Origin of the sequence: Streptomyces albiflavescens, assembly GCF_014645835.1 — a bacterium.
In the GTDB taxonomy this organism is placed as follows: Bacteria; Actinomycetota; Actinomycetes; order Streptomycetales; family Streptomycetaceae; genus Streptomyces; species Streptomyces albiflavescens.
The window spans coordinates 94342-112962 of the sequence record NZ_BMMM01000006.1 but is presented as its reverse complement, the minus strand read 5'-3'; the positions used below and the strand labels follow the sequence as shown (position 1 = coordinate 112962).

Sequence of the window (18621 nt, the reverse complement as noted above, 5' to 3'; positions counted from 1 at the left end):
GGGCAGGACCGACGTGCACGCCCGCGGCTGGTACGGGCCTAGAACGCCGCCTCGTCCAGCTCCATCAGGTCCAGCTCCACGGCCTCGGCGAGCTTGCGGGCGCCGGTGACGCCCGGCAGGACGTTCACGGCGAAGAACTTCGCGGCCGCGATCTTGCCGGTGTAGAAGGGCTTGTCCTTGGCGGAGGCGGTCTCCAGCTTCTCGGCGGCCACGGCGGCACCGCGCAGCAGCAGGTAGCCGACGACCACGTCGCCGGAGGCCATCAGCAGGCGGGTCGTGTTCAGGCCCACCTTGTAGATGTTCTTGACGTCCTGCTCGGTGGCCGCGAGGTCGGTGAGCATCAGGCCGACGATGGCCTCCAGCTCGACGGCCGCCTTGGCGAGCTGCTCACGGGCGGCGGAGAGCTCCTCGCCGCCGGTGCCGAGCGCCAGGAACTTCTTGATGTCCTCGGCGAGGGAGTTCAGCGCCGCGCCCTGGTTGCGGACGATCTTCCGGAAGAAGAAGTCCTGGCCCTGGATCGCCGTCGTGCCCTCGTACAGGGTGTCGATCTTGGCGTCGCGGATGTACTGCTCGATCGGGTACTCCTGCAGGAAGCCGGAGCCGCCGAAGGTCTGCAGGGACTGCGCGAGCTGCTCGTAGCCCTTCTCGGAGCCGTAGCCCTTCACGATCGGCAGGAGCAGGTCGTTGAGGGCCTCAAGGGCGGCGGCGTCCTCGCCGGCGGCCTCCTTGACCTGGATCTCGTCCTGGATCGCGGCGGTGTGCAGCACCAGGGCGCGCATGCCCTCGGCGTACGCCTTCTGCGTCATCAGCGAGCGGCGCACGTCCGGGTGGTGCGTGATGGTGACCTTGGGCGCGGTCTTGTCCATGAAGTTCGCCAGGTCAGGGCCCTGGACGCGCTCCTTGGCGTACTCCAGGGCGTTCAGGTAGCCCGTCGAGAGCGTGGAGATCGCCTTCGTGCCGACCATCATGCGGGCGAACTCGATGATGCGGAACATCTGGCGGATGCCCTCGTGCTTGTCGCCGATCAGCCAGCCCTTGGCGGGGTGACGGTCGCCGAAGGTCATCTCGCACGTGTTGGAGGCCTTGAGGCCCATCTTGTGCTCGACGTTCGTCGCGTAGACGCCGTTGCGCTCGCCCAGCTCGCCGGTCTCGAAGTCGAACTCGTACTTCGGGACGAGGAAGAGGGACAGGCCCTTGGTGCCGGGGCCGTGGCCCTCGGGGCGGGCGAGGACGTAGTGGAGGATGTTCTCCTCCATGTCGTGCTCGCCGGACGTGATGAAGCGCTTCACGCCCTCGATGTGCCAGGAGCCGTCCTCCTGCTGGACGGCCTTGGTGCGGCCCGCGCCCACGTCCGAGCCGGCGTCCGGCTCGGTGAGCACCATGGTGGAGCCCCACTGCTTCTCGACGGCGATCTTCGCGATGTGCTTCTGGACCTCGTTGCCCTCCTCGTAGAGGATGCCCGCGAAGGCCGGGCCGGAGGAGTACATCCAGACCGCCGGGTTGGCGCCGAGCACGAGCTCCGCGTAGGCCCAGATCAGGGAGCGGGGCGAGGTGGTGCCGCCGATCTCCTCGGGCAGGCCGAGGCGCCAGTACTCGGAGTCCATGAAGGCCTTGTAGCTCTTCTTGAAGGACTCGGGCACGGGCGCCGTGTTGGTCTCCGGGTCGAAGACCGGCGGGTTGCGGTCGGCGTCCGCGAAGGATTCGGCCAGCTCGTTCTCCGAGAGGCGCGTCAGCTCCTCGAGGATGCTCTTGGCGGTGTCCGTGTCCATCTCCGCGAACGGGCCGGTGCCGTACAGCTTGTCGCGCCCGAGCACCTCGAAGAGGTTGAACTCGATGTCGCGGAGATTCGACTTGTAGTGCCCCATGGCGACGGCTCCGTTAAGGGATCGGCGAGGCACTGACTCCTCGCACCTAGTTCACGTACCAACAAGTAGCTACGATGATGCTACCCGTCAGTAATAAGAATCAACCCCTGATGGTCCATATGTGGCCCACTACTCTTTGACGCATGTACGGCTACGACCAGAGCGCAGGCGCCCAGCAGGGGTACGTCCCGCCGCAGCAGCAGATGCCCGGGCAGATGCCGGGCGGGCAGATGCCCGGCGGCTACGGCCAGCAGCCCCCGCTGTACCCGGAGCCGTCTCCACCGTCCCTCGCGGACGCGGTCCGCGCGTTCACCACGGGGTCGCTGTCCGCGGAGGACTTCCAGCAGGTCTTCGCGACGTCGAAGGTGTACTGCCCGCGCGGTGACAACCCCGGATTCCTCGCGCTGCACAACACCCAGCAGCCGGTGATCCCGATGTTCACCTCGCTCAAGGAGCTGCGCCGGTACGCCGGTAAGGAGTCCAAGTACTTCGTGATCACCGGTGCCGAGGTGATCGACCTGCTGCCGACGGGCTACGGCTTCGTCCTCGACATGGAGGGCGAGCACCGGATGGTCTTCGACGCCAAGGCCGTGGAGCAGATGGTGGACTTCGCGATGCGCCGTATGTACGGATAGATCTCGCGGGCCCCAGGTCCCGCTCTCGTACGACATCCCGGACGCCCGGAGGGAATGCCCTCCGGGCGTCCGTCGTTACGGGTGGCAGAAAGTTCATTGTTCAACTAAACTCGCACCACAAGGAGGTACCGACATGCCTGCAGTGACCGTCGAGAACCCGCTGACCCTGCCCCGTGTGGTCGCGCCGGCCGACGCCGTTTCCCGCCCCGTGCTCGCCGTGACGACCGCCCCCAGCGGCTTCGAGGGCGAGGGTTTCCCGGTCCGCCGGGCGTTCGCCGGGATCAATTACCAGCACCTCGACCCGTTCATCATGATGGACCAGATGGGCGAGGTGGAGTACGCGCCGGGAGAGCCGAAGGGCACCCCCTGGCACCCCCACCGCGGCTTCGAGACCGTGACCTACATCATCGACGGCATCTTCGACCACCAGGACTCCAACGGTGGTGGCGGCACCATCACCAACGGTGACACCCAGTGGATGACCGCGGGCTCGGGCCTCCTGCACATCGAGGCGCCGCCGGAGTCGCTCGTCATGTCCGGCGGCCTCTTCCACGGCCTCCAGCTGTGGGTGAACCTCCCGGCCAAGGACAAGATGATGGCCCCGAGGTACCAGGACATCCGCGGTGGCACGGTCCAGCTGCTGAGCACCCCGGACGGCGGCGCGCTGCTGCGCGTCATCGCCGGTGAGCTCGACGGTCATCAGGGCCCCGGCATCACGCACACGCCGATCACCATGGTGCACGCGACCGTGGCGCCCGGCGCCGAGATCACGCTCCCGTGGCGCGAGGACTTCAACGGCCTCGCGTACGTCCTCGCCGGGCGCGGCAGCGTCGGTACGGACCGCCGTCCGGTGCACACCGGGCAGACCGCCGTGTTCGGCAAGGGCGGCTCGCTGACCGTGCGCGCGGACGAGAAGCAGGACTCCCACACCCCGGACCTGGAGGTCGTCCTCCTCGGCGGACAGCCCATCCGTGAGCCCATGGCCCACTACGGCCCCTTCGTGATGAACACCCGCGAGGAGCTCCAGCAGGCCTTCGAGGACTTCCAGAAGGGCCGGCTCGGGACGATCCCCGCCGTGCACGGGATGTCCGAGGGCGGGCTGTAAGCCTTCGCCGTACGAGTCACGGGAAAGCCCCGTCCGGTCCACCGGACGGGGCTTTCCCGTGCGCGCGTGCTGTTCGGCATGCCCGCCCGGGGCGCGGCCGGTAGCTTGTCGTCCAGACGTGTTGGCGGGGTCGTCACATCCCGGCTCTTCTCTTCCGGGCCACCGCAACTCACCTGCTAGGAGCGCTCCATGCTCACCTCGACGAATGTTCCGGGCGGGCCGAACTGGCTCGACCTGGGGACACCGGACATCGACGCCGCCGTCGCCTTCTACGAGGGCACGTTCGGCTGGCAGTTCCAGTCCGCGGGACCGGAGGCCGGGGGCTACGGCTTCCTGCAGAAGGACGGCAAGACCCTGGCCGCCGTCGGCCCGCTGACCGAGGAGGGGGCGTCGTCCGCCTGGACGGTCTACTTCCGCACCCTGGACGCCGACGCCACCGCGAAAGCGGTGGAACAGGCCGGCGGCACGGTCCGCTTCCCGCCCACGGACATCTTCACCGAAGGGCGGATGGCCGGCTTCACGGACCCCGCGGGCGCCGAGTTCGCCGTGTGGGAAGCCCGGGACATGGACGGCCTGGAGGTCGTCAACGAGCCACGCACCCTCAGCTGGATCGAGCTCTACACCACGGACGCCGCGGCGGCGAAGGACTTCTACCGCGCCGTCCTGTCGTGGGAGATGCGTGACATGCCCATGGGCCCGGACGTCGTCTACACCATCGCCGGGCCCGCGGGCGGCGGCGAGGCAACCATGCACGGCGGCATCATGCAGCTCCCGGCGGAGCACATGCAGCGTGGCTCGTCCTCCGAATGGCACCCGTACTTCGAGGTCGAGAACTGCGACACGGTGGTGGCCAGGGCCCAGGAGCTGGGCGCGACGGTCATCATCCCCGCCGTCGACGCCGATGGCGTCGGACGCCTCGCCATGCTCCTCGACCCGTTCGGAGCGCCCTTCGCCGTGATCACCAGCGAAACGGCCTGAACCGAGCTGCTCAGCGCCGGTCGCTGACGCCGTGTCACCCGGGCGGGCCCTCCCCACAGGACGGCCCGCCCGCTGCGTGTTCGGGTGGAAGCGTGCAGCTACTCCCCGAAGGCGCCCGGCGGCTGGCCGCGTGGTGCGTCGTGATCCTGCTCGTCGCCGGTGTGGCGTGGGTCGGGATCCGGCTGTGCGGGGAGTTCCGAACGGCGGTGGTGCCGGTGCTGCTCGCCCTGCTCGGCACCGCGCTGCTCAGGCCGCTGTTCCGGCAGTTGGTGAAGGTACGGGTCAACCGGTCGCTCGCCGCCGGGCTCACCTGTGTGGGTGTGGTCGTGGTCGTCGGCGGCGCCGTCTACATCGTCGTCGCCGCGCTCATCGACACCGGCGACCAGATCGTTGCCTCGCTCAAGCAGGCGGCGAAGTCCGTCGCCGAACACTTCGGTGCGGCGGGCACGTCCCTCGACGACCTCGCCTCCAACTCCAAGGAACTGCTGACCAAGTTCGGCGGCACGGCCGCGTCCAATGTCATCAGCGGCGTGAGCGTCGTGGGCGAGTCCATCGCCGTGGCCGTACTGGCGCTGCTGCTCGTCTTCTTCTTCCTGCGGGACTCGCACCGGGCGGCCGACACGCTTCGATCGCTGGCGCCGCGCGGCACCTCCGACACGGTCGAAGCCATGGCCCGGCGCGCCTTCCAGGCCGTCGAGGGCTTCATGCGCGGGACGACGATCATCGCGCTCATCGACGCCCTCTGCATCACCATCGGGTTGCTGATCCTGCGCGTCCCGGGCGCGGTGGGGCTGGGTGCGCTCGTCTTCGTGACCGCGTACATCCCGTATCTCGGCGCGTTCCTCTCCGGCTCGGTGGCCGTGCTGGTGGCGCTCGCGGACCGCGGGTTCGTCATCGCGCTGTGGGCGCTCGGGGTCGTCCTCGCCGTGCAGGTCCTGGAGGGGCATGTGCTGCAGCCGATGATCCAGAGCCGGACCGTGCAGATGCATCCGGCGGTGGTGATGCTCACGATCACGGGGGGCGCGTCCGTCGCCGGAATCCTGGGCATGCTGCTCGCCGTCCCGCTGACGGCGGCCGCGTTCGGGGTCTTCTCGGAGCTGCGTACGCGTTACGCCTCGCCGGACGGCTCAGCGGGCTCGTAGAACTCGAACCAGATGCTCTTCCCCTCGCCCCGCGGGTCCACGCCCCACGATTCCGCGAGGAGCTCCACGAGCACCAATCCCCGGCCGGAGGAGGCCAGTTCGCCGGGATAGCGCCGGTGGGGCAGGTCGTCGCCGGCGTCGGTGACCTCGACCCGCATCCGCCGCTTGCCCGGATCGCCCGTTATTTCGGCGACGAGCAGCGCGTCGGCGTCGGTGTGCACGAGGACGTTGGTGACCATCTCCGAGACGAGCAGGACCGCGGAGTCGAGCTGGTCCTCGCAGGCCCAGTCGTGGAGGAGTTCCCGCAGCTGCTGGCGGGCTCCGGCGATCCGCTCGGGCTCGGCCTGCGCCACGGTCAGCACCGTGCGCCGCATCGGCGGCAGTACGGCGGTGGCCGTGTCGCCGCAGCCGCAGCCCGGCCCCACGCGGCACAGCAGCAGTACGGCGATGTCATCCTCGCGCCGGTCGGCCAGCGGCCCGGTGGTGTGGTGCGAGGAGGGCCCGTGCACGGCTTGGACCAGGGCGTCGGCGAGAGACTCCATGTCGCCGTCGTGGGCTTCGAGGGTCCGGCGGATGCGCCGCCAGCCGGTGTCGAGGTCGTGGCCGCCGGTCTCGATCAGCCCGTCGGTGCAGAGCAGCATGGTTTCGCCGGGCTCCAGGACGAGCCGGGTCGTCGGGTAGTCGGCGTCCGGGTCGATGCCGAGCGGCAGCCCGCCCGCGGTCAGCCGCATCAGCACGGTTCCGTCGGCCATGCGTATCGCGGGGTCCGGGTGTCCGGCGCGGGCGATGTCGAGCGTCCCGGTCGTCGGGTCGACCTCGACGTACAGACAGGTCGCGAAGCGCAGGTCGGCGTCGTCGCCCCCGTCGGGCCCGCCGCCGCGCGCGCCGTCGTTCGTACCGCCGCCGCTCGACCCGTACGTCACCGAGTCCGTGACCCCGTACAGGAACCGTGAGGCCCGGGAGAGCACCGCGTCCGGGCGGTGGCCTTCGGAGGCGTAGGCGCGCAGGGCGATGCGGAGCTGGCCCATCAGGCCGGCCGCGCGGACGTCGTGGCCCTGGACGTCGCCGATGACGAGGGCGAAGCGGCCGGTCGGGAGCGGGATCATGTCGTACCAGTCGCCGCCGACCTGGAGCCCGCCACCGGTGGGCACGTAGCGGGCGGCGACGGTCATGCCCGGGATCTCGGGGCCCAGGGTGGGCAGCATCGAGCGCTGGAGGCCGTCGGTCAGTTCCCGCTCGGTCTCGGCGGCTCCGGCGCGCGAGAGGGCCTGCGCGAGCATGCGGGCGACGGTCGTCAGAACCGAGCGCTCGTCGGGCGTGAAGCTGACGGGGTACGTGAAGGCCGCCATCCACGCGCCCATGGTGCGCCCCGCCACGGTGAGCGGCAGGAAGGCCCAGGACTGCCGGCCGAAGGTCCGGGCCAGCGGCCAGGAGGCCGGGTAGCGCTCTTTGTAGTCCTCGGGGGAGGAGAGATAGACGGCACGGCCCGTACGGACGACTTCCGCGGCCGGATAGTCCGTGGTCAGGGACATGTGCGAGAAGGGGCCCTCGGCCCCCGGCCGGTGCCCGTGGTGGCCGATGATCGTCAGCCGGTCGCCCTCCGCGCCGAAGACGGCGAGCCCGTCCGGCGAGAACCCGGGCATCGACAGGCCGGCCGCGACCCGCAGCACCTCCGCCGTGGACCGCGCCTCGGCGAGCGCGCGCCCCGCGTCCAGCAGGAACGCCTCCCGCGAGCGGCGCCAGTCCCCGGTGACGGGGGTGCGCGCGGCGGCGCCCGGCGGCTGCTCGGTGACCTCCTGGAGGGTGCCGATCAGCTCGTACTCCCCGGTCGTCGGGTCGATGATCGGCTTGGAGCGGCTGCGGACGGTGCGGATCACCCGGCCGTGCGCGTCCATGATCCGCATCCGGGCCTCGGCGAGGGTGCCCTCAGCGACGGCGAGCTGCACGATCCCGTCGATCTCGTTCCAGTCGACGGGATGGAAATGGGCGCGCGTCCCCGCCTCGGTGAGTGTCGCGGGCTCCGGGGGCAGCCCGATGAGCCGTGCGGCTTCGGCGTCGAAGGTGACCAGCCCCGCGGCGTTGTCCCAGCGCCACAGGCCGGTCGCGAGGGCGGCCAGGACGTCCCCCACGCCGGGCAGGGGCTCACCAGTGCGCATTGCCCCACTGTATGAAGAGTTGATCGATACCTGCCACCGAGAGTATAGGGAGTGGCGATCACGGGGTGCCCGGTACCCTTGGGGGGTCCGGGCCTCGGCCCCGACGTTTCACGTGAAACAGACCCGGATGAGCAGATCCGGATCATCAGCCCCCAATCCGCGAAGACTGGATGATCGACGATGCATCGGTACAGGTCCCACACCTGCGGCGAGCTCCGCGCCTCTGACGTCGAAAGCGACGTCCGGCTGAGCGGCTGGCTGCACAATCGCCGAGACCTGGGCGGCATCCTCTTCATCGATCTGCGCGACCACTACGGCATCACGCAGCTGGTCGCCCGCCCCGGCACGCCCGCCTACGAGGCCCTCGACAAGCTCTCCAAGGAGTCGACGGTCCGCATCGACGGCAAGGTCGTCTCGCGCGGCACGGAGAACGTGAACACGGACCTGCCCACCGGCGAGATCGAGGTCGAGGTGAGCGAGGTCGAGCTGCTCGGCGCGGCCGCCCCGCTCCCGTTCACGATCAACGCGGAGGACGGGGTCAACGAGGAGCGGCGCCTGGAGTACCGCTTCCTGGACCTGCGCCGCGAGCGCATGCACCGCAACATCCTGCTGCGTACGGCCGTGATCTCGGCGATCCGTCACAAGATGACGGCGCTGGGCTTCAACGAGATGGCGACGCCGATCCTGAGCGCGACCTCCCCCGAGGGCGCCCGCGACTTCGTGGTCCCCTCCCGTCTGAACCCGGGCAAGTTCTACGCCCTCCCCCAGGCTCCGCAGCAGTTCAAGCAGCTGCTGATGATCTCCGGCTTCGACCGCTACTTCCAGATCGCGCCCTGTTTCCGCGACGAGGACGCGCGCGCGGACCGCTCGCCGGGCGAGTTCTACCAGCTCGACGTCGAGATGAGCTTCGTGGAGCAGGAAGACGTCTTCCAGCCCATCGAGAAGCTCATGACGGAACTCTTCGAGGAGTTCGGGAACGGCCGTCATGTGACGTCCCCCTTCCCGCGCATCCCGTTCCGCGAGGCGATGCTGAAGTACGGCTCCGACAAGCCGGACCTGCGGGCCCAGCTGGAGCTCGTCGACATCACCGACATCTTCGAGGGCTCCGAGTTCAAGGCCTTCGCGGGCAAGCACGTACGCGCCCTACCGGTGCCGGACGTGTCCTCGCAGCCCCGGAAGTTCTTCGACCAGCTCGGTGACTTCGCGGTCTCGCAGGGCGCGAAGGGCCTGGCCTGGGTCCGTGTCGCCGAAGACGGCTCGCTGACGGGCCCGATCGCGAAGTTCCTGACGGAGGAGAACGTCGCGGAGCTGACGAAGCGCCTGTCGCTCTCCGGCGGCCACGCGGTCTTCTTCGGCGCGGGCGAGTTCGACGAGGTCTCGAAGATCATGGGCGCGGTGCGGGTGGAAGCCGCCAAGCGCGCCGGTCACTTCGAGGAGAACGTCTTCCGGTTCTGCTGGGTCGTCGACTTCCCGATGTACGAGAAGGACGAGGACGGGAAGATCGACTTCTCGCACAACCCCTTCTCGATGCCGCAGGGCGGCCTGGAGGCCCTGGAGACCCAGGACCCGCTGGACATCCTCGGCTGGCAGTACGACATCGTCTGCAACGGCGTCGAGCTGTCCTCCGGCGCGATCCGGAACCACGAGCCCGAGATCATGCTCAAGGCCTTCGAGATCGCGGGCTACGACCGTGAGACCGTCGAGGCGCAGTTCGCCGGCATGCTCCGCGCCTTCCGCTTCGGCGCTCCGCCGCACGGCGGCATCGCCCCGGGTGTCGACCGCATCGTGATGCTGCTCGCGGAGGAGCCGAACATCCGCGAGACGATCGCGTTCCCGCTCAACGGCAACGCGCAGGACCTGATGATGGGCGCGCCGACGGAGCTGGACGAGACACGTCTGCGGGAGCTGCACCTCTCCGTGCGGAAGCCGCAGCCGAAGTAGTTCTTCGCGTGAGGGTGGCTCGGAACCGACGCCGGTTCCGGGCCACTTTGCATGAGCGGGCGAAACCACAGTCCTTACCCACGTCATTGACAGGTTGCGTCCCTAGCGTCCGGCGCATGACTGAGACCCAAGGACCGGCGCACAAACGGAACATGACGCGACGCAAGGTCGTCGTCGCAGGTGGAGCGGCCGTCGCGGCCGTGGGCGTGGGCGGCGGCATCGCCGTGAACGCGTTCGCGGGCGAGACGAGCAGCGACACCTCGTCATCGTCGTCGAGCGCCGAGACGTGTTACAAGCTCACCACGGAGACCACTGAGGGCCCGTACTACATCGACGCGGACAAGATCCGCCAGGACATCACCGAGGACCAGGAGGGCATACCCCTGACCCTCAAGCTCAAGGTGATCGACGCGGAGACCTGCAAGCCCGTCAAGAACGCGGCCGTCGACATCTGGCACTGCACGGCGATGGGCGTGTACTCCGGCTACGAGGCGATGAGCAACGGCAGTGGTGGCGGCGCTCCGTCGGGCGCCCCCACGGACGCGCCCTCCGGCATTCCGACCGGCGAACCCCCGTCCGGCGCCCCCTCCGGCGGCACGGGCGGCGGCCACTCCGAGCCCACCGACGACGAGCGGTACCTGCGCGGCACCTGGAAGACCGACAAGCACGGCTACGTCACCTTCAAGACGATCTTCCCGGGCTGGTACCAGGGCCGCTGTGTGCACATCCATGTGAAGGTCCACGTGGACGGCGAGTGGACCTCCGCCGGTTACGAGGGCGGCCACACCTGCCACACCGGCCAGTTCTTCTTCGACGAGAAGTCGGTCCTGGCGTCGGCGGAGGTGTCCCCGTACTCCACGAACACCACCACCCGCACGACCCTCACCGAGGACACGATCTACCCGCAGAACGGCCATGAGGGCGGCCTGCTGTACCTCAAGTACAACAAGAAGAACATCGCCGAGGGCGTCCACGCCCACCTGACGATGGGCGTCGCCCCGGACGAGACCCACGACAGCACGGACACACAGCCGAGCGCGTCGGCTTCGGCGTCGTAGCCGTCGGTACGCACACCAGGGCGCCCGGGACTGCTGAAGTTCCGGGCGCCCCTTGGCGGTTTTGCTGCGCGGTGGCCCGCTACTTCGCCACGTACTGCGTGAGGATCGCCGGGACTTCGTAGATGTCGACGCCCTTGGTGAAGGTCTTCTCGACGGGGGCCGCGGTGCCGGAGATCCAGATCTTGAGCTCGGCGTCGAGGTCGAAGGTGCCGGCGGTCTCCACCGAGAAGTGGGTGATGCTGCGGTACGGGATGGAGTGGTACTCCACCTTCTTGCCGGTGATGCCCTGCTTGTCGACGAGGATGAGGCGGCGGTCGGTGAACAGGATGCTGTCGCGTATCAGCAGATACGCGGCGTGCACCTGCTCGCCCTGGCCCAGCAGGCGCGCGTAGTCCTGCCGGCACAGGCGCACCGCCGACCAGCGCGGCTCGCTACGGGCGCCGGTGGTCGAAGGCAAGAACGTACGAGTCAGGCCTGATCCGGGGTATCTTCCGCAGCCTCGGGGTTCCCGACGAACAGGTCCTCGGCAGCGGTGGCCGTCAGGGCGCGGTCGAACCAGAGGGCGAGAGTGTCGAGATCGGTGCAGGAGGTGATGCGGTCGCGGGTGTCCTCGGGGACGGAGACCCCGTGCTTGTCCAGCACGCGCAGAATCAGCGAGGCCCGATCTTCGGCCTTGCCTTCGGCCTTCCCTTCGAGGTAGGCCGTCTCGCGAACGGTGCCCCGGCCCGGGAAGTAGCTGACGAAACTCAAGATTTCCCTCCACTTGTCTCCGGCGGGGGTGGCCCCCAGACCGACTTCCACGAACTCGTAGTAGTACTCGGCAGACTTTCCGTCCATTGACTGAAGGACGCGGGCCAGTGGATCCAGTATGGCCGTACCCTCCGTGCTGCGACCGTGTACGACGGCGGAAAAGGCCGCCATCGCGACGTTCTCCGCCACGGCCCTCCGTTCCGTGATCACTGGTAGGTTGTCCGGCCCGACGACCAGAGGGTGTGTGGTCTGCGCGGTCCAGCCCCGAGCCCCGCAGGAGAAGGGGCCCGTCGCCCATTTCGCCGTGCCCCGGTCCTGGCAGACGACGAGTAGCAGTACCGGTAGGCGGTATTTCGCCCAGAGGTACGACACGTAGTACGCCCAGCTCGACTCCTTGTCCGCGTCTCGACGGCCCTGCGCCTCAATGGCGAGCAGGAAACCGTCTCCGTCGGACGGACCGATGCGCAGCACGCTGTCCACTCGTCGTTCGAGAGGGCGTAACTCCGTTGCGTCGGGCGTGAGTACGTCCACTGTTGCCTTCTCCGGCAGCGGGATGCCCAGGATTCCGAAGACGGGCGTGAGGATCTCCGGTCGCTCCTGGAAGATCCGGTGCGAGGCCTCGTGGGCTGATGTGACCATGTGGGGAACCTAGATGGATCAAGGGCCGGACTGGCAGCCGATGGAATGGGATCACTCTTTCGGGGGTGGAAGGAACGTTCACGCCGTCGCGGCCAGTTCGCACCAGATGTACTTGCCGGTGCCGACGATGTTCTTGGTGTCCCTTTGAGGGACCCAGCCCCAGGTGTCGGCGCAGGTGCGGATCAGGATCAGGCCGCGGCCCGTTTCGGCGTCCGGGGTGGTGCCGTCGGGCGGGCGCGGCGGTGTGGGGTCCGCGTCCCAGACGCCGATGCGCAGGGCGCCGTTCTCCGCGCGGAGTTTTATGGCGGCGGGGCCCTTCGTGTGTTGTACGGCGTTGGTGACCAGCTCCGTCGCCAGCAGTTCGGCGGCTTCCGTGAAGTGGGGCAGGCCGTGGGCGGCGAGGATCAGGCGGAGGGTGCGGCGGCAGATCGTGACGGCGCGGGGGTCGTTGGGGACGTAGAGGGTGTACTCCCAGGGTTGGTCGTCGGCGGGTTCTCCGCTTTTGGGCATGCGGGACTCCTGGTCAGGGAGGGGGAGTTGGGGGTGGCTGTGGAGTTCGGGCGGTGGCATGCCGCGCCCGCCATGGCATGGCGGGGCGGTGCGCTTCCGGTGGCCCCGGGTTCCGCAGCGTGTGCGTCGCGTCACTGACGGTAGGGCAACAATTTATGCTGAGGCAAGCTGTTGGCGTAATCTCGAACCCGAACGGGTTGGGGCAACAAGGCCTGCAATCAATGCTGTTGGCGAGAGGGGGAGCGGGTGACGCTGAGGAGTCAGCCAACCGCTCGTCAGGTCCGACTGGGTGCTGAGCTGCGCAAACTGCGAGATGCGGCAGGCATGACGGCCCGGGAGGTGGCGGGGCTCCTGGGATCCAACTCGGCCCAGATGAGCCAGATGGAAGCAGGCAACGCGGGTGCCAGCGAGGAGCGTGTCCGTCGGCTGGCCGCCCACTACGCCTGTACAGACACGGAGCTGATCGACGCCCTGGTGGAGATTGCGACGGATCGAACCCGAGAGTGGTGGGAGGAGTACAGGGGCGTTCTGCCCCCTGCGTTCCTGGATCTGGCGGAGCTGGAACACCATGCGACGTTCATCCAGGTGATCGGTACTGCGCACGTCCCCGGACTGCTCCAGACCGAGGAGTACGCACGTGCAGTGTTCGCGTACTGGCGCCCGGAACTCCCGGCGAGCGAGCTGCAGCCGAGGGTGGATCACCGAATGCGTCGCAGGGCAGTACTCGCCCGGGAGGACGCAGCCCCTTATTCGGCGGTGCTGCATGAGTCCGTGCTGCGTACGCGTGTCGCCGATCGGCGCGTCGCCCGGGCTCAACTCGACGAAATCCTGAAGGAGTCGGAGCGTCCCCATGTCACCGTGCGCGTGATTCCGTTCGACGTGGACGGCTTCGCCGGGGCAAGTTCATCGCTGGTGTACGCAGGTGGGCGCGTACCTGTGCTGGACACGGTTCAGAGAGACACACCGTACGGCTCCGCCTTCCTGGATGCCGCTGCTCAACTCCAGTCCATGCGAACACTCTTCCGTAAGGTGGAGTCGGCATCCCTGGATCCCGCCCAGTCGCGGGACTACATCCATGGACTGGCGAAGGAGTTGTAAGGCGTGACCGAGTGGCAGAAATCCTCGTTCTCCGGCGGTGCGGACGGCAACGAGTGCGTAGAACTCGCCCACGGCAACGGCACGTTGCTGCTCCGTGAAAGCGACCAGCCCGCCCGAATACTCCCCCTCTCCCGAGACGGCCTCGCCGCCCTGCTCCAGCAGATCCGCGCGGACCGTACATGAGCGACGACGAGTTCGCCCGCGTTCTCGAAGCCGTCCTTCGGGACCTCCGCGCCCAGTGCTCCGTACAACCGGACGTACGCGAGCCCGAGGACGACTATCCCGGCGTCATACTCTGGGCCCCCGACGGCTCCGGTCAGGGCGTGTACGGGGAGCCGGACGACCGGCCCGGTGTGCGGCTCGCCGAGGTCGCGGACCAGGCGCAGGACTGGGCGGTGGAAGCCCTCTGTGCGGCGGGGGAACCGGCGGTCTGGCCGCACTGTCCCGAACATCCGAACACGCACCCGCTGAACGCGATCCCCATCAAGGGGGAAGCCGTATGGGTCTGCCCGAGGACCGGGGCCGTGGTGGCCCGCATCGGCATGCTCGCGCCTCGCCGCACGTGAGCGTCACACCCTCGGCGCCACCACCAGGCTGGAGCAGTGCTCCCGCATCGACTCCGTCACGTTCTGCGGGCGGCCGCGCAGGTCCGACAGCATGATGGCCGGGAGCACCAGCGGGTTCGGCTGGCCGGTGGTCAGATGGGTCGTGCGGCGGGGGACGACGGTGACCCAGGGGTGGCCCGGGGTGCTCGGGCGCACGCCCGCGATGTTCGCCCAGGAGATGAAGCCGAAGCGGACGTAGGTCACGCCCTCGTCCGAGAGGATCAGCGGGGGGCGGCGCCATGAGAGCAGTCGTTTGACGAGGGGGTAGAGCCCCGCGAAGGCTCCCAGCACGAACGAGCTGGCGGCGCTCCCCGGGAGCCAGCCCATCTTCGGGACGTACTCCTTCAGGAGGCCCACGACGATGACCGGCGTGACGACCAGCCCGAGGACCAGCAGCAGCCCCAGCCACTGCGCCACCACCCGCGACGCCGGCCAGCGGTACTTCGTCACCGGCCCGTCGCCCGTCGGGGGAGCGAGTAGGGCCGCCGGTCTCGGATTCGGTGGCAGCAGGCGGGCGTCCTCGGCGGGACTGGCCGGAGCGGTGGGTTCCAGGGTGACCAGCAGGTCGCCGCGGCCGCCGTCCTCGGTCGGCGCGCCGCGGCCCGGGACCCGTACGACCGTCCCGTATTCGCAGCCGATCGGCACCCGCACTCCCACCCAGTCGCCCGACAGCCGAAGGGAGACCGTGTTGCCCGATGCTCGTTCGGCGTGGCTGATCGCCAGCGTGGTCAGGAGGTCGTCACCGGAGCGGGTCAGGTCGGGGTCGGTGTCGACGTGTACGGTCACCAGCAGGTCGCCGGGGCGCCCGCCACCGGGACCTGCCCAGCCCTCCCCCTCCAGCCGGACGATCTCGCCGTCCGCGGCACCGGGGCGCAGGCGCGTGCTCAGCGAGCGGTGGCCTGCCGCCTCACCCGTGCCGTGGCACGTGCCGCACTCCTCGTCGTCGATCTTGCCGACGCCCTCGCACGGGGCGCACCGCAGCGGCACGCGGAGCGAGACCGTCGCGCCCTTCAGCGCCTCGCGGAACGGGACGACTGCCTCAGCGCGGATGTCGCGGCCGCGCTCGCCCGCGGCGAGGTTGCGGGCGAAGTAGAAGTTGCTCGCCTGGTCGCTGGTACGGCATCCCGGTTCGGGTTTGCGGTCGCGGACCAGCTCGCCCGCGACGGTGTCGAAGATGGCGCCGAGCCGCAGTCCCTCTCCCTGCCCGGGTATGCCGCGCTCAACGACATCGACGAGGTATTTGGTGAAATAGGTCTGCGGCTGCTCGACCTCATCAGCTGACTCGAACCAGGCGGTCGAGAATTCACCGCTCGCCATCATCAGGAATGAGCCGGGCTTGGGCGGCAATGTTCCGGTACCCGACAGAGTGCCCTCACGCGGCCCCGCCAGCCCGGCGAAGCAGCAGTCCAGGATGGCTATCTTGATGGCGGCCCTGCTGGCTCTGAACGCACGGCGTACCTGGTCGAAGGCCAGGCTGCTCGTCGTACGCAGAGCGGCGTCCACATTCGACTCGCCCAGCGCGAGGCAGAGTTGGTCCTCGGCGTCGTATTGTCCGTGGCCGACGTAGTAGAAGAGCGCGACATCGGTCACGTCCACGAAGCTCTTCACCAGCTCGTGGGGCAGCTCCCCGAGGGAACCGCGGTTGGGCACCACGAGCAGTCGCTCCTCCGGCCATCCGCACAACGGACCGGTCAGCAGCCCGTGCAGCCGGTCCAGACTGTGTCGGGCGGCCGGGACGGGTGGCAGTTCGGCGTAGTCCCACGTGCCGACGAGAACCGCTCGGGAACGGGAGAAGTCGCCGTCGAGCGCGTCAGCCATGCAGCGCCTCGTCGATGAGGCGCAGGGCGTCATCGGCATTGGCGGCGGTGATGACGAATTCACGGTCGCCCGTCTTGACCGTCACCGAAACGTCGGTGCGGCGGGACTTGATGAATTCGGGCAGCGTCCGGATGGCGACCACCAGTACGCCGCCGCTCGCCGCTGTCACTTGGAGAAAGTCCCAGACGCCCAGCTCTCCGGGACCGGGAGTACCCGGGAGCTGTTCGACATCGAGATGTCCGTGTCTGCGGAGATGTTCGCGCAGTGACCTGGTTTCGGCCCGGTCCGACACTGAAATCGCAACTGTGACCATGACGAGTCCCCCGGCTTCCGTCCTGCGATCAATGATGGCGCGCAAAGTCCGACTGGTAACTCCCTGGATTTCACGCCACCATGACTCACGATCAGTTTGCCAGGGCAGTGTGCCTCGCGTCGGCGAAGTTGTCGATCAGCAAACCCACGAGACCGAGGAGGCACCGCCATGTCGTCGGCGTCCGGCACGATCGTGATCCACCGGGGCGTGGAGCCCGAATTCATCGCCAGCGCCTTCAAGGTGAGGATCGACGGTGTCGTCGCGGGACGGATCAGAGTCGGCGCCACGGTCGAGTTCCCGGTCACCCCTGGCACCCACCAACTCCAGCTGACCATCGCCTGGTACGCCAGTCTCCCTCTGTCCGTCGACGTCCGCCCCGGCGAGCGGCACGAGTTGACGGCGGGAATCGGTGCGTACCTCGCCTCATTCTTCCGGCCCAAGCGCTATCTCGTCCTCACCGAGTGACGAGAACCGGCCTGGCACCCCACCCCGGCAACCTCCCGACCGAGCTGGCGGCCACGACCGGTGCCGGGGTGCTTACCTCGTAGGGCTCGTGGGAGGGATCAGTCGCGGCGGCCCCGTGCGTGTTTTCCACGGGGCCGCCTGAAGAGGCTGAGCAGGGACTTGCGTGGCGGGGGTGCCGGGGCCGGATCCGGTGGCACGGCAGGCGGCTGAACCTCTGGAACAGGCAGCTGAACCTCTGGAAAGGGAGTGATCAGCAGGCGCCTGCCCCGTGTGCGGGATGCCGGGGCGGGGAGCGTCTGTACGCCCGTGCCGTGATCGGTGGCGTAGTACGAGGGCGCGTTGGCGCCCGATGCATACGGGTCGGGGTAGCCGCTGTACGAGTCGTCGCCGTACGAGTCGTAGCCGTACGGGGCGGCATGGTCGTACGAGACCGGGTGACCGTCGTACGCGGCCGAGTAGCCGCCGAACCAGGCGGAGGAGTCGTACTGCGTGCCTGGGTCCGTGAAGTCCGCGATGAGCGCGTGCGGCGCGAGGCTGGTCCACGGAGGCAGGCCGATGGTGGCCTGATCGGTCACCGCCGGAGCGGCGTTGGCGGGAGCAGCGGCGGTGGACAGCTGCACGGCCGCCGACTCCCGGGCCCTCGTTTCGTTGAGTGTCGTCGTGAGCGCGGCGAGTCGGTCGCGGGCTGCTGCCGCGTCGCCCTCCAGGAGCTTGAGGCGGGCGGTGAGACGAGCCTGTTGGGCTCGGTGGGACTCCTTCTGACGACGGCGCTCTTCGTCGCGTTTGGCCGCCACGGCCTGGACCTGCGGCGTGAGCCAGGCCGTGTACGCGCGATAGGCGTCCAGGCGTTCGTCCACCATGAAGCGTTCGTGCAGGGAGGGAGCGCAGAGCCGGAGCATGTCGACGTAGCCGAGCAGGAAGGCCTGGCGGTCCTCCCTGGACAGGGGGCGGCCGTCCCGCGCCAACAGGTCGAGGAGCAGGTCGACTTCCCGGCGGTCGGGTGTCCGGGTGCCGTTGGCGATGGCTGCCAGATCGGCCGGGGTCAGCTCCTTGCCACGTGCTCCGTCAGATCCGCTGTCAGGGGGCAACTGCCGCAGTCGGACGCTGATGTCGTCGAAGTCTCCGCCCAGCGGGGTGAAGACGCGTCCGCGCAGCTCGGAGGCGAACCGCTGGGCGGACGCGGTGCCCGCGGTCGGCTCGGACGTCGCTTCCAGCTTGGCCGCCCGCCACAGCGCCTCGATTCTGGAGCAGATGTTCTGCTCCTCCTCGGGCGTGGACGGGTGCGCGCTGTTCATCCGTACGAGCGCGACGACTACGGCGTGCAGCGTCTCCCAGGTGGTCAGACGCTTGGCTCTGACGATCTCGGAGATCGTCGTACGGCTCGCGGTGCCCGGGAGTTCGTTCTTGTCGCTCGCGCCGATGAACTGCTCGACAGCACGCAGCGACGGGCCCTTGGCGGCCAGCCGTAGCGCGCTGATCTCGCGCGCCAGCCGGTGCAGCGCACCCTGTGGCTGTTGCTCATCCGGCGACCCTGCCGTCATGG

General features: G+C 68.9%; 18 protein-coding genes. 10 read left to right on the top strand and 8 right to left on the bottom strand.

From position 1 onward, the window contains the following. Positions 1-38: 38 nt before the first annotated feature. Positions 39-1865: an acyl-CoA dehydrogenase gene (locus IEY95_RS18010; protein ID WP_189187056.1), complete on the bottom strand. Its 1827-nt coding sequence runs from the start codon at positions 1863-1865 to the stop codon at positions 39-41. Positions 1866-2008: 143 nt separating this feature from the next. Here IEY95_RS18010 and IEY95_RS18005 point away from each other — a divergent pair, with 143 nt between their 5' ends. From IEY95_RS18005 to IEY95_RS17990, 4 genes are all read left to right on the top strand, one after another. Beyond that, positions 2009-2500 carry an SseB family protein gene (locus IEY95_RS18005; protein ID WP_189187055.1) on the top strand — a complete coding sequence of 164 codons (492 nt, stop codon included), beginning with the start codon at positions 2009-2011 and terminating at the stop codon, positions 2498-2500. 133 nt (positions 2501-2633) lie between these two features. Beyond that, on the top strand, positions 2634-3605 hold the full coding sequence (locus IEY95_RS18000) for a pirin family protein (protein WP_189187054.1): 972 nt from the start codon (positions 2634-2636) through the stop codon (positions 3603-3605). A gap of 189 nt (positions 3606-3794) precedes the next feature. After that, positions 3795-4583 carry a VOC family protein gene (locus IEY95_RS17995; protein WP_189187053.1) on the top strand — a complete coding sequence of 263 codons (789 nt, stop codon included), beginning with the start codon at positions 3795-3797 and terminating at the stop codon, positions 4581-4583. 92 nt (positions 4584-4675) lie between these two features. Beyond that, entirely contained in the window at positions 4676-5725 is a 1050-nt protein-coding gene (locus IEY95_RS17990; protein WP_189187052.1) for an AI-2E family transporter, read from the top strand. Here the strand turns inward: IEY95_RS17990 and IEY95_RS17985 are convergent. After that, complete coding sequence (locus IEY95_RS17985; protein WP_189187051.1) at positions 5692-7881, bottom strand: SpoIIE family protein phosphatase; 2190 nt, start codon at positions 7879-7881, stop codon at positions 5692-5694. The two genes, IEY95_RS17990 and IEY95_RS17985, sit on opposite strands and share 34 nt — an antisense overlap. 180 nt (positions 7882-8061) lie before the next feature. Between IEY95_RS17985 and aspS the strand changes: the two genes are divergently transcribed. Together aspS and IEY95_RS17975 are read left to right on the top strand one after the other, a co-directional pair. Then, positions 8062-9822: an aspartate--tRNA ligase gene (gene aspS / locus IEY95_RS17980; RefSeq protein WP_189187050.1), complete on the top strand. Its 1761-nt coding sequence runs from the start codon at positions 8062-8064 to the stop codon at positions 9820-9822. A 116-nt stretch (positions 9823-9938) separates the two neighbouring features. After that, a complete protein-coding gene (locus IEY95_RS17975; protein WP_189187049.1) occupies positions 9939-10880 on the top strand; it encodes an intradiol ring-cleavage dioxygenase in 942 nt (313 codons plus the stop codon). Positions 10881-10959: 79 nt separating this feature from the next. On the opposite strand, the gene IEY95_RS17970 is transcribed toward IEY95_RS17975, so the two are convergent. The 3 genes from IEY95_RS17970 to IEY95_RS17960 all read right to left on the bottom strand — a co-directional run bounded on the left by IEY95_RS17970 (position 10960) and on the right by IEY95_RS17960 (position 12779). Then, positions 10960-11292, bottom strand: a complete 333-nt coding sequence (locus tag IEY95_RS17970; protein WP_189187359.1) for a PH domain-containing protein — start codon at positions 11290-11292, stop codon at positions 10960-10962. A gap of 56 nt (positions 11293-11348) precedes the next feature. After that, on the bottom strand, positions 11349-12269 hold the full coding sequence (locus IEY95_RS17965) for a hypothetical protein (RefSeq protein WP_189187048.1): 921 nt from the start codon (positions 12267-12269) through the stop codon (positions 11349-11351). 78 nt (positions 12270-12347) lie between these two features. Then, entirely contained in the window at positions 12348-12779 is a 432-nt protein-coding gene (locus IEY95_RS17960) for an ATP-binding protein (RefSeq protein ID WP_189187047.1), read from the bottom strand. A gap of 246 nt (positions 12780-13025) precedes the next feature. On the opposite strand from IEY95_RS17960, the gene IEY95_RS17955 reads away from it, so the two are divergent. From IEY95_RS17955 to IEY95_RS17945, 3 genes are read left to right on the top strand one after another with little or no spacing between them, the layout of a single operon-like run. Next, entirely contained in the window at positions 13026-13877 is an 852-nt protein-coding gene (locus tag IEY95_RS17955) for a helix-turn-helix domain-containing protein (protein ID WP_189187046.1), read from the top strand. A 3-nt stretch (positions 13878-13880) separates the two neighbouring features. Beyond that, positions 13881-14060, top strand: coding sequence for a DUF397 domain-containing protein (locus IEY95_RS17950; protein WP_189187045.1), 180 nt, complete (start codon positions 13881-13883; stop codon positions 14058-14060). Further along, a complete protein-coding gene (locus IEY95_RS17945) occupies positions 14057-14443 on the top strand; it encodes a hypothetical protein (protein WP_189187044.1) in 387 nt (128 codons plus the stop codon). The genes IEY95_RS17950 and IEY95_RS17945 overlap by 4 nt, the downstream gene beginning before the upstream one ends. A gap of 3 nt (positions 14444-14446) precedes the next feature. Here IEY95_RS17945 and IEY95_RS17940 read toward each other — a convergent pair whose 3' ends face one another. Beyond that, positions 14447-16300 carry a caspase, EACC1-associated type gene (locus tag IEY95_RS17940; protein WP_189187043.1) on the bottom strand — a complete coding sequence of 618 codons (1854 nt, stop codon included), beginning with the start codon at positions 16298-16300 and terminating at the stop codon, positions 14447-14449. Beyond that, complete coding sequence (locus IEY95_RS17935; RefSeq protein ID WP_189187042.1) at positions 16293-16658, bottom strand: effector-associated constant component EACC1; 366 nt, start codon at positions 16656-16658, stop codon at positions 16293-16295. The genes IEY95_RS17940 and IEY95_RS17935 overlap by 8 nt, the downstream gene beginning before the upstream one ends. Positions 16659-16781: 123 nt before the next feature. Between IEY95_RS17935 and IEY95_RS17930 the strand changes: the two genes are divergently transcribed. Further along, positions 16782-17078 (top strand): hypothetical protein, encoded by a 297-nt coding sequence (locus IEY95_RS17930; protein ID WP_189187041.1) that lies wholly within the window; start codon positions 16782-16784, stop codon positions 17076-17078. Between the two features lie 98 nt (positions 17079-17176). Here the strand turns inward: IEY95_RS17930 and IEY95_RS17925 are convergent, their stop codons facing one another. Then, a complete protein-coding gene (locus IEY95_RS17925) occupies positions 17177-18619 on the bottom strand; it encodes a hypothetical protein (protein WP_189187040.1) in 1443 nt (480 codons plus the stop codon). Between the last annotated feature and the right edge of the window lie 2 nt (positions 18620-18621).

Bases quoted from the DNA above. Each gene is read 5' to 3' on its own strand.
- IEY95_RS17940 (WP_189187043.1), bottom strand. From the start codon at position 16,300: ATGGCTGACGCGCTCGACGGCGACTTCTCCCGTTCCCGAGCGGTTCTC.
- IEY95_RS17930 (WP_189187041.1), top strand. From the start codon at position 16,782: ATGTCGTCGGCGTCCGGCACGATCGTGATCCACCGGGGCGTGGAGCCC.
- aspS (WP_189187050.1), top strand. From the start codon at position 8,062: ATGCATCGGTACAGGTCCCACACCTGCGGCGAGCTCCGCGCCTCTGAC.
- IEY95_RS17975 (WP_189187049.1), top strand. From the start codon at position 9,939: ATGACTGAGACCCAAGGACCGGCGCACAAACGGAACATGACGCGACGC.
- IEY95_RS18010 (WP_189187056.1), bottom strand. From the start codon at position 1,865: ATGGGGCACTACAAGTCGAATCTCCGCGACATCGAGTTCAACCTCTTC.
- IEY95_RS17925 (WP_189187040.1), bottom strand. From the start codon at position 18,619: ATGACGGCAGGGTCGCCGGATGAGCAACAGCCACAGGGTGCGCTGCAC.
- IEY95_RS17995 (WP_189187053.1), top strand. From the start codon at position 3,795: ATGCTCACCTCGACGAATGTTCCGGGCGGGCCGAACTGGCTCGACCTG.
- IEY95_RS18005 (WP_189187055.1), top strand. From the start codon at position 2,009: ATGTACGGCTACGACCAGAGCGCAGGCGCCCAGCAGGGGTACGTCCCG.
- IEY95_RS18000 (WP_189187054.1), top strand. From the start codon at position 2,634: ATGCCTGCAGTGACCGTCGAGAACCCGCTGACCCTGCCCCGTGTGGTC.
- IEY95_RS17965 (WP_189187048.1), bottom strand. From the start codon at position 12,269: ATGGTCACATCAGCCCACGAGGCCTCGCACCGGATCTTCCAGGAGCGA.
- IEY95_RS17960 (WP_189187047.1), bottom strand. From the start codon at position 12,779: ATGCCCAAAAGCGGAGAACCCGCCGACGACCAACCCTGGGAGTACACC.
- IEY95_RS17945 (WP_189187044.1), top strand. From the start codon at position 14,057: ATGAGCGACGACGAGTTCGCCCGCGTTCTCGAAGCCGTCCTTCGGGAC.
- IEY95_RS17985 (WP_189187051.1), bottom strand. From the start codon at position 7,881: ATGCGCACTGGTGAGCCCCTGCCCGGCGTGGGGGACGTCCTGGCCGCC.